The sequence below is a fragment of the Streptomyces sp. 8K308 genome, from assembly GCF_004348315.1.
In the GTDB taxonomy this organism is placed as follows: Bacteria; Actinomycetota; Actinomycetes; order Streptomycetales; family Streptomycetaceae; genus Streptomyces.
In genome coordinates, this window is the sequence record NZ_SMKC01000320.1 from 1 (window position 1) to 8,014 (window position 8,014).

The 8,014-nt window shown below is 68.9% G+C and carries 8 protein-coding genes and 1 pseudogene; 4 read left to right on the top strand and 5 right to left on the bottom strand.

Annotated features, from left to right (window positions below; translation table 11 throughout):
- The first annotated feature begins 683 nt into the window (after positions 1-683).
- The 3 genes and pseudogenes from E1265_RS29705 to E1265_RS40460 all read left to right on the top strand — a co-directional run bounded on the left by E1265_RS29705 (position 684) and on the right by E1265_RS40460 (position 3,144).
- The gene (locus tag E1265_RS29705; RefSeq protein ID WP_132934085.1) at positions 684-1,472 is read left to right on the top strand and encodes an endo-1,4-beta-glucanase; all 789 of its coding nucleotides are present in this window, start codon (positions 684-686) and stop codon (positions 1,470-1,472) included.
- Positions 1,473-2,414: 942 nt separating this feature from the next.
- Positions 2,415-2,777, top strand: a pseudogene (locus tag E1265_RS29710) (transposase family protein); the annotation flags it as partial.
- 235 nt (positions 2,778-3,012) lie between these two features.
- Positions 3,013-3,144, top strand: coding sequence for a hypothetical protein (locus tag E1265_RS40460; protein WP_279571474.1), 132 nt, complete (start codon positions 3,013-3,015; stop codon positions 3,142-3,144).
- Positions 3,145-3,567: 423 nt separating this feature from the next.
- On the opposite strand, the gene E1265_RS37400 is transcribed toward E1265_RS40460, so the two are convergent.
- The 4 genes from E1265_RS37400 to E1265_RS39800 form a co-directional block, all read right to left on the bottom strand.
- Positions 3,568-3,735 (bottom strand): hypothetical protein, encoded by a 168-nt coding sequence (locus tag E1265_RS37400; protein WP_165953928.1) that lies wholly within the window; start codon positions 3,733-3,735, stop codon positions 3,568-3,570.
- A gap of 80 nt (positions 3,736-3,815) precedes the next feature.
- Positions 3,816-4,124 carry a helix-turn-helix domain-containing protein gene (locus tag E1265_RS29720; protein WP_207931261.1) on the bottom strand — a complete coding sequence of 103 codons (309 nt, stop codon included), beginning with the start codon at positions 4,122-4,124 and terminating at the stop codon, positions 3,816-3,818.
- 479 nt (positions 4,125-4,603) lie between these two features.
- Positions 4,604-5,233: a hypothetical protein gene (locus E1265_RS29725; RefSeq protein ID WP_132934086.1), complete on the bottom strand. Its 630-nt coding sequence runs from the start codon at positions 5,231-5,233 to the stop codon at positions 4,604-4,606.
- 485 nt (positions 5,234-5,718) lie between these two features.
- Positions 5,719-5,991 (bottom strand): helix-turn-helix domain-containing protein, encoded by a 273-nt coding sequence (locus E1265_RS39800; protein ID WP_243741203.1) that lies wholly within the window; start codon positions 5,989-5,991, stop codon positions 5,719-5,721.
- Between the two features lie 25 nt (positions 5,992-6,016).
- On the opposite strand from E1265_RS39800, the gene E1265_RS39805 reads away from it, so the two are divergent.
- Positions 6,017-6,328, top strand: coding sequence for a hypothetical protein (locus tag E1265_RS39805; RefSeq protein ID WP_243741204.1), 312 nt, complete (start codon positions 6,017-6,019; stop codon positions 6,326-6,328).
- A gap of 328 nt (positions 6,329-6,656) precedes the next feature.
- Here the strand turns inward: E1265_RS39805 and E1265_RS39810 are convergent, their stop codons facing one another.
- Positions 6,657-7,646: a helix-turn-helix domain-containing protein gene (locus tag E1265_RS39810; RefSeq protein ID WP_243741202.1), complete on the bottom strand. Its 990-nt coding sequence runs from the start codon at positions 7,644-7,646 to the stop codon at positions 6,657-6,659.
- Between the last annotated feature and the right edge of the window lie 368 nt (positions 7,647-8,014).

Consider the following 8,014-nt stretch of genomic DNA (forward strand, 5'->3'; position numbering starts at 1 on the left):
CAGACGTGTATAAGAGACAGGTGCGGGGTAGTCGGCGGGCCGGGCGGCACGCGGTTGTCGAAGCGCTTGCCTACACAACACCGCAGATCAGAGCACACCTGTGGGAGCGACGACGACAACATCAGGAGTCTAATGAATCGAACACGAGAGGGCGGCGGAAGCCGCCGGCGCCTCCGGAATCGCCATGTCAGCAGCGGTACTGCAAGCCGTGGCACTCGGGACTGGTCGGAGCAGGCGCAGGCGACGGGCGGATCGTCGCCGGTCACGGCACGGAGCACGCCGATGGTGAGCGCGACCGGCAGCAGCCCGGCCGCCCTGAGCCGGGCGCCGGACAGGAACAGCAGGCCCGCGGCCACCGCGCTCCGGAGATTCCCCTGGGGCGCCGGGCCCGCGTGCGGAAGACCCCATTGCATGCCCAGCAGGCAGGATGCAAACAAATTCTGACAGAATTATTGCTTCATCGTGTTGCCAGTCCTATCGTGAGCGTCGAAGCGCTTCGACTGTCTGTCCGCACTTGCGCAACCTCACTGCGCTGACCCTGCCTGGTCAGTGCCTCGCTCCCTGACGCGCCGATCCCGGCGGCCTGCGATCCGTGCTGTCCGTTGCCGGATCCCCGCCTCGTCGTATCGGCGCGTGCGACCGGATTCCTGTGTCATAGACCCGCAATATCCGGAGGATGATCCATGCTCAGGAGACATCGACCGCTGCGCTCAGCCCTGATCGCGGTAGTGCTCAGCACCACCGCCGTGCTGGGGATGCCCGCGACCGCCTCCGCCGCCGGCACGTGCACCGCCTACGAAACGATCACCCAGGGCAAGTACTACGTGAACAACAACCTGTGGGGCCAGGCGAACGGGAACGGCTGGCAGTGCGCCTGGGACACCTACCAGTCCGGCAACACCATTGGCTGGGGCACCAGTTGGGACTGGACTTCCAATCCAGGCCAGAACAGCTCCGTCAAGTCATACACCAGTTCGGTCCTGGGCTGGCACTGGGGATGGAGGACGCAGAACACCCAGCTGCCCACCCAGCTGTCCGCCAACCGGCCGGTGCAGAGCTCCTGGAACTTCAACGTCACCCAGAACAACGTCAACACGCTCAACGTGGCGTATGACCTGTGGCTGCACGACATCCCCAACCCCGACTGGCAAGACCAGCCCACCGACGAGGTCATGATCTGGCTCTACACCGCGGGCGGCGCCGGGCCCGTGGGGTCCAGGGTCGCCACTCTCAACATCGGCGGTGCCAGCTGGGACCTGTACCAGGGCGACATCGGCTGGAGGGTCCACTCGTTCGTCCGCACCAGCAACACGACATCCGCGAACCTCAACCTCGCCGACTTCACCAACGCACTGGTGAACCGTGGGTCGATAGCGAACTCCAAGTACCTCTCCAGCGTCCAGGCCGGGACCGAAGTCTTCAACGGCCGCGGACAGCTCGACACCAACTCCTACTCCGTCACGGTGGGTTGAGGCAGCCGGAGACGACCCATGCACTGCCGGAGCGGCCGGCCCGCCGACCGCTCCGCGCCCCCTGGCCAGGGCCTCGCTCGGCAAATCCTGTCCCGTCGCCCCCGGCGACGCTCGACGGCCCAGCCCGTGGCCGGCCGGGGGGCCCTCCGCTGTCCCGTACGACGAGTTCGGTGGCGACCTCGGCCCGCGAGCGTAGTCAAGTCCACGCACCGGAGGCTTCGCTTGCCGACAGGTGTCACATGCACCGCCCCCCTTCCCTTCGACCAAGGGACCGTGAGTACGTCTGCCGTCTGCCGTCTGCCGTCTCCCGTCTACCGGCTTCCGAGCGGCGGCGGCGCCGTACCCGCCGGAAGACCCGGCTGCTGAATCCGTTCCGCCAGGCGGTCCTGGTGCTCCGCTGGTTCGTCGACGGTATCCGTATCTCCCAGCCGCCCGCGACAACGCCGTGTCTGGGGACGGACCTGTTACCGCTGTCTGCACGAGGGGATCGACGTGCTGAAGGTCCGGGCACCCAGTCTTGAGCAGGCCCTTGCCGTGGCGAAGGCCACGGGCCACGGCCGTCTGCTCCTGGACGGCACTCTCATCGAGACCGACGCTGGCCACGTTCCCGGCCCCGACCAGGGCGTGGACTTGTGGTGGAGCGGCAAGTACAAGCGGCACGGCGGCAACATCCAGGTCCTCTCCGCCCCGGCGGGCTTCCCGATTCAGACCTCCCCGGCTCGTCCCGGCCGGGCGCACGACATGTCCAGGCGCGTTCCCACGGCCTGCTCGCCGCACTCGGCACGGCAACCGCCGCCGGCGGCGGGCCTCTCACGCTCACTGAGCCTTTTCCAACCTGTCTGAGGCCGTGGGGCGTTGAGGTGGGGGCTGGGTGCGGGAAGGGGTGAAGCTCCTGGTAGATGGGTTGTCGGCCAAGATCAACCTGTCTGCCCGGAGCTTCACGTGCTTGTCTACCCATCGGGGATCGATCTGTCCAGTTCTGCCCTCCGCTACCTGTCGGGCCTGCTGACCGCTCGGCGTCTGGAGCGCGGGTCCCGATGGCGGCGCCTCCCGGCAGGCCGGCAGGCTCTGCTGGTCCTGGCCCATCTGCGGTGCGGGCACACCTACGCCCAGCTCGCAGCCGGTTTCGGTGTCAGTACCGCCACGGTCTACCGGTACGTCACCGAGGCAGTGGGGGTACTCGCGGCCCTCGCACCGGATATCGCCACGGCGGCCCGCTCAGCGGCCCACAAGGTGTTCGTGATCCTGGACGGGACGCTGCTGCCGATCGACCGGATCGCCGCGGACCGGCCGTTCTACTCGGGCTGTGAGGATGATGGCGTGTCGTTTCGGCCGTGGCCTGACTCGTACTTGGCTGGCTGCTTGTGCCTTGTGTTTGATCTGTCGGCCCGGCCGGAGCGACGCGTACGGCCACCGGCCGGCGAGCGTGTCCCGATAGGGGCCTTGGCCTAGAAGGCACCGTCACAGTCCTGACCGCTCCACCGACCGGCGCTGACGCCGCCACCCGAGCTTTGACGGCGCGTTCTTCACTCCAGCCGGCATGGCCCAGACGTTTTCGCTGCACGTGTACGGTGACCGGATCATCGACCTGTGCGCCGGGATCGGCCGCTTGTCCTGGGGATGCCGCGACCTGCTGCGCGCATGGAACGGCCAGCCCCGCGGGCGGGCATGAAGGTGGCCAGGCCGTGTACCCATCCACGGGCTTCGCGGCGGTCGGGGGTCAACGGCCGCGACGCCGGGGCCTGGCGGGTGATCCCGAGGAACTCGTCTCCTTCGACGGCTCACCACCTATTGGTGTTTGGTGCGTCGACCGCTGGCTAAGCGGCCGGGTGAGCACACACCTTGCTCTGGGCTTCAGGACGCGTTGCCTCTTCCCCCAGGGCACTACCCCCGAGGTTCGGCGCCGGGAACCGGACTACCGCTGCGGTGGTGAACCGCTGTCCCTCTGTTTCCAGGCCCAGACGACGCCGTCCGTACCTCCGGTGCCACCCAGGCAGGAGAACACCACACTGGCCGCGCCACCATGAAACGGACATCCCCCAGGCGGCGGGGGACGTTCACTCGCGCGAGTACTCCGAGCGGCCGGCGAGCCGTGTCACCAGCCGTCTTCGTCGGGGTCGTAGGCCTCGGGGTCGTTGCGGTCGGCGGCGGCCTGGGCACGGTCGTCGAAGCCGGACTCAGCGGTCGGGCTGTCGGGGTCGCGCTGCGCGGCGGCGGCGATGCGGTCGGCCGCCTGACGGTCCATCGGTGTCTCGTGGGGCATGGGCGTCAGGATCAGACGCCGGGCCCGGCACCGCGCTCTCGCGGCCAGGAGCCGGCGCGGGATTCACCACTCCAGCAGCCTCAGCGACCAGCGGGCATAGCCGGGGGGGGTGGTGGTGAGTAGGCCAGCGCGATCAGCCGGGCCTCGACCTCACCCGTCACCGGCGAGGGCACCGGGGGAAGATCGCACCTCTTCCGAGCGATCGTGGCGTGAACATCACCACCGGTCTCGGCGAAACGCTTGGCGACCAGCCGCAACGTCTCGCCGGAGACACCGAGCCGGGCCGCGATCACCTCCTTGGAATCCACCTCACCCACCGAGGTATCCAGCGCGAGCAGCACCCGTGCACGCGTGATCATCGAGGCCCCGCGAACACCCGTCGTGGTCACCCGAACCAACTCATCACGATCCCGGGGCGGCGCGCGCGAAGCGGACCGGGCCGGCGCGGTGGCTTCGGCCCTGGTTGCGCGCGCCCGCGTTTCCCCTTGACCAGGGCGCGTTTCCTCTTGACCACCTGACCGGGGCATGACCTCGTGGGACGTCTCCGGCTTCGGCCCGGCGGGCCCAGGTGTCCGTCACGGACCGGCAGCGCACCCGTTGCCGCACCGGTGCGGTGCGCCCGGCTCGGGCGTGCGTGGTGCGGTGCGCGTGGTGCGGTGGTCAGAGACTGCGAACGCTCCCCCAGCACGCCGAGGAAGCCCAGGACTGCCGACTGACTACGACATGCTGGCGGCCCTGGGACTTTGCCCAGGGCCGCATGATGGGACGTTTGAGAACCCGGAGCAGATGCGGATGTGTTCTGCGAAGGGCCCGGACGGGGCGGGCAGAGCACCCTGGCGGTGGTGCTCGGCCTTCTTGCCTCGGTGGCTCAGTGCAGGTAGAGGTTGAACTGCTCCCAGCTGCCGCCGACGGACGCGGACCGCGCCCGCAGAGCGTTGGCGTTGTAGCCGGTGAACTCGCGCTCGACCGAGACGTAGCGGTCATTGGTGAGGGCGTACAGCATCCAGGTGGCGGTGCCCTGGTAGCACTGCAATTCGAACTCCTGCCACGAGCCCTCGACCGTGCCCGCGCGGGCCCGCAGGGCGTTGGCGTTCTCCCCTGACGCCTCGCGTTCGACGGTGACGTATCGCCCGTTGTTCACATTCTGCAGTGCCCAGACGGTGCCGCCCTGGTGACGCAGGCGGTAGTGCTCCCAGGAGCCGGCGTTGTCGCCGGACCGGGCGCGGAGCAGTCCGTTGGAACCGCCCTCGTACTCCACCTCCGCCGCGACGTACCGGTCGTTGCTCGCCGAGCGTAGCGATATGGTCCCGCCGTTCGGCAGACCCCCACACCCCCGCTGAACCCCTGCCAGCGTGCCCACCTGGTCACTGTCGGCCACGCCAGCGGAGACCGGCGTCGGCTCGCGTCCGGACTCGCTGGCCTCCGCGCTGTTACCGGCCAGGCTGACCGTCGTCAGCAGGCCGCACACGGACAGGACTAAGCCATGGATCTTTCGCATCGTTGCTCCTTCGCATCGTGGTGGCGGATTCCGGGATTCCGGGCGTGAGCGCCCCCCGGCGAGAACTGTGCGGCCCGCGGGCCGCGGCGCCTGTCTCCAGGTGACCGCCTTGCCAGCCGTACTGCTCACATCTTGTCCGTAAGGTCGGCGAAAGTCCTTGGCTGCCAATACCCACCTTTTTGTCTCTGGGTGACAACGTCCCGAGCTCGCTTTGGGCGGCAGGCAGCCCGGGACGCCCTGATCGAGCCGGCCAGCGCAGGGGGCCGCAGCTACCCATCACGTCGGGGAAGGTTCCGCGCCTGAGACGGTGAATCCGCACGTCGAAAGACGCCACCCTGTAGCCCTCGCGAGGAGTTGATCCGGACCCCCAGGGTGATGCGTGGCCGGCCGAGTAACACAGCGGCCCGCACCGGGTGATCCACGGCGCGGGGCCGCTGGCGGTTCGACGCAGAGGGGCGTTCAGCCCTGGACACTCAGCGTTGGTGTCAGCGGGCTGTTTGGTCGTCGGGTGCTTCTATCGGTCCCGGCTGATGCCCGGCGGTGCTGTCGTTGGGAGTGTGGTGGCGGTAGTCGCGGGGGGTGGTTCCGTAGGTAGCGCGGGAGAAGAGGGCAGGGTCGGTGTATCCCCAGCGGGCGGCGATGAGGTGGATCGGCAGGGCGCGCTGGGTGGGGTCGGCGAGGTCGTGGCGGATGCGTTCGAGGCGCTGGTGGCGGATCCAGGCGGCGAGGGTGGTGCCGTGCCCGAGGGTGTGGAAGATGCGGTGGAGGTGGCCAGGAGATGTGGTGGGCGGCGGCGATGGTGCCGGGGTTGAGGTCGGGGTCGGGCAGCCGGCGCTGGACGAAGGTCTGGATGCGCAGCGCGAGTGCCCGGGTTCGGGTCTCGCGGGGCAGCAGGTCCTGGGCGTCCAGGCGGTGGGCCAGGGTGGCGGCGACCAGGTCGGCCAGCACGGCGGCCAGCCGAGGCCCGTCCGTCGGCGTGGCCGTGTCGATTTCGCGGGCCAGGCGCACGAGGGCGTCGGCGAGGAGCCCGCCTGGACCTTCACGGCCGGAGAGTGGCTGCCTGCCGATTCGCACGGTGAGCGGGTCCACGGGTAACGGGACGTCGGCGTGCGGCACGTCGAGTCCCACGGCCATGAATCCGCCGGGCCCCTCCTTGGTGAGGAAGGCCCGCGGGGTGGAGCTGCTGGTGCTGTGAAAGTCGTGCGGCCGGTAGGAGACCTCCCCGTCGCCCCGGACGGCGCCGGCGGTGCCGCGCAGGATGAGGGAGAGGTGGTAGGTCTCCGGGTCACTCTGCCTGTCCAGCCGCGGTGTGCGGTCGAACACCGTCCCCCGCACGGCGGGCAGCTCCACGGCCCGCAACTGGGCACGGAAGTCGAACACGTCCGCGCTGGAGACCACCATCGGCGGCATCCGCTCCGCCAGCTCACGGAAGAGCGGGAACCGGTCCGCCACCGGAACGTTGTCCGTCCGGAACACCGTCTCCATTATGGGACAAGGGTGCCCGCGTTTCTGTCGGTCTCGGCCGGTGCCTGGCAGTGGTGTCACCGAGGATGTGGTGGCGGTAGTCGCGGGGTGAGGTTCCGTAGGCGGTGCGGAAGGCGCGGGAGAATAGGGCGGGGTCGGGTATGCCCCACCGAGCGGCAACCTGGTGGATCGGAGTGGTGCGCTGGGCAGGGTCGGCAAGATCAGCGCGGGCGCCTGCCAGGCGCTGGTCGCGGATCCACGCGGCCAGCGTGCTGCCATGCCCCAGGGTCTGGAAAACACGGTGCAGATGGCCGAGGGAGATGTGGTGTGCGGCGGCGATCATCGGCGGGGTGAGGTCCGAATCCTGCAGGCGCTGGCGGACGAAGGACTGGATCCGCAGGGCCAGGGTCCGGGTGCGGGTCTCATGCGGAAGATCCTCGTAGGTGTCGAGGTGATGGGCGAGCGTCGCGGCGAACAAGTCGACCACGGCCGTCTCCAGCCGGTGCTTGTCCGCCGGCCGCAACGCCCCCGACTCCCGGGCGAGACGAGTCAGGAGCCCCGCCAGCAGTGCACCCATCCCTTCCCGACCCGATAAGCGCCGGGCGAGGAGCCGCTCCACTTTGTGCGGCGCCACGGGCAGCACCGTGTGGGGTATGGCTAGTGTCAGCATGCGCAGAGGGCCGTTGACGATCCGGAATGGTTTCGAAGTGTTGAAGACCTGCATCTCCCAGGGCTGGCAGACCTCGGCCCGGTCGGCCTGGCTGACCCCTGCTGACCCGCGCAGCGGAAGATTGAGGTGGTACGCCTCCGGGTCGAAGCGCCGGATCATTCCCGGTGTCCTGTTCCAGATCATTTCCTGGCAGGTCACCGACAACAGCGCTCCTCCACCGAGCCGGAGCCGCTCCAACTTCGCCGCCGGATGCTCCGGCTGCTCCGTACTGAAATCCACTGGGCACCTGTTCGCTACGGCATCGCACCACGCATCGAACCTGTCAGCCGCGGGCACTTCATCTGCCCGGAACACTGACTCGAACATCCCCACCCCCGGGCGGAATCCGGTCATGTCATCAGCACTCATCGCTCACCGACGAAAGAGATTACCGAGACTCCCATAAACAGCAGGTAGACGGCACGCGGCCAGACTCCCATCCGTCACACCGCATCCCGGCCAAACCTTTCGGCGCGGTCGGGCACCGCCGCTCACGCGGACGCTGACGTCCGCCAGGACGCCTGCGGCCGGTCCTCATCGGGATGTTCGAGCGGGTGCAGGTCCACCTGGACGAGATCCGTTCGCTCCTGGTCGACGCGGGGCTGACG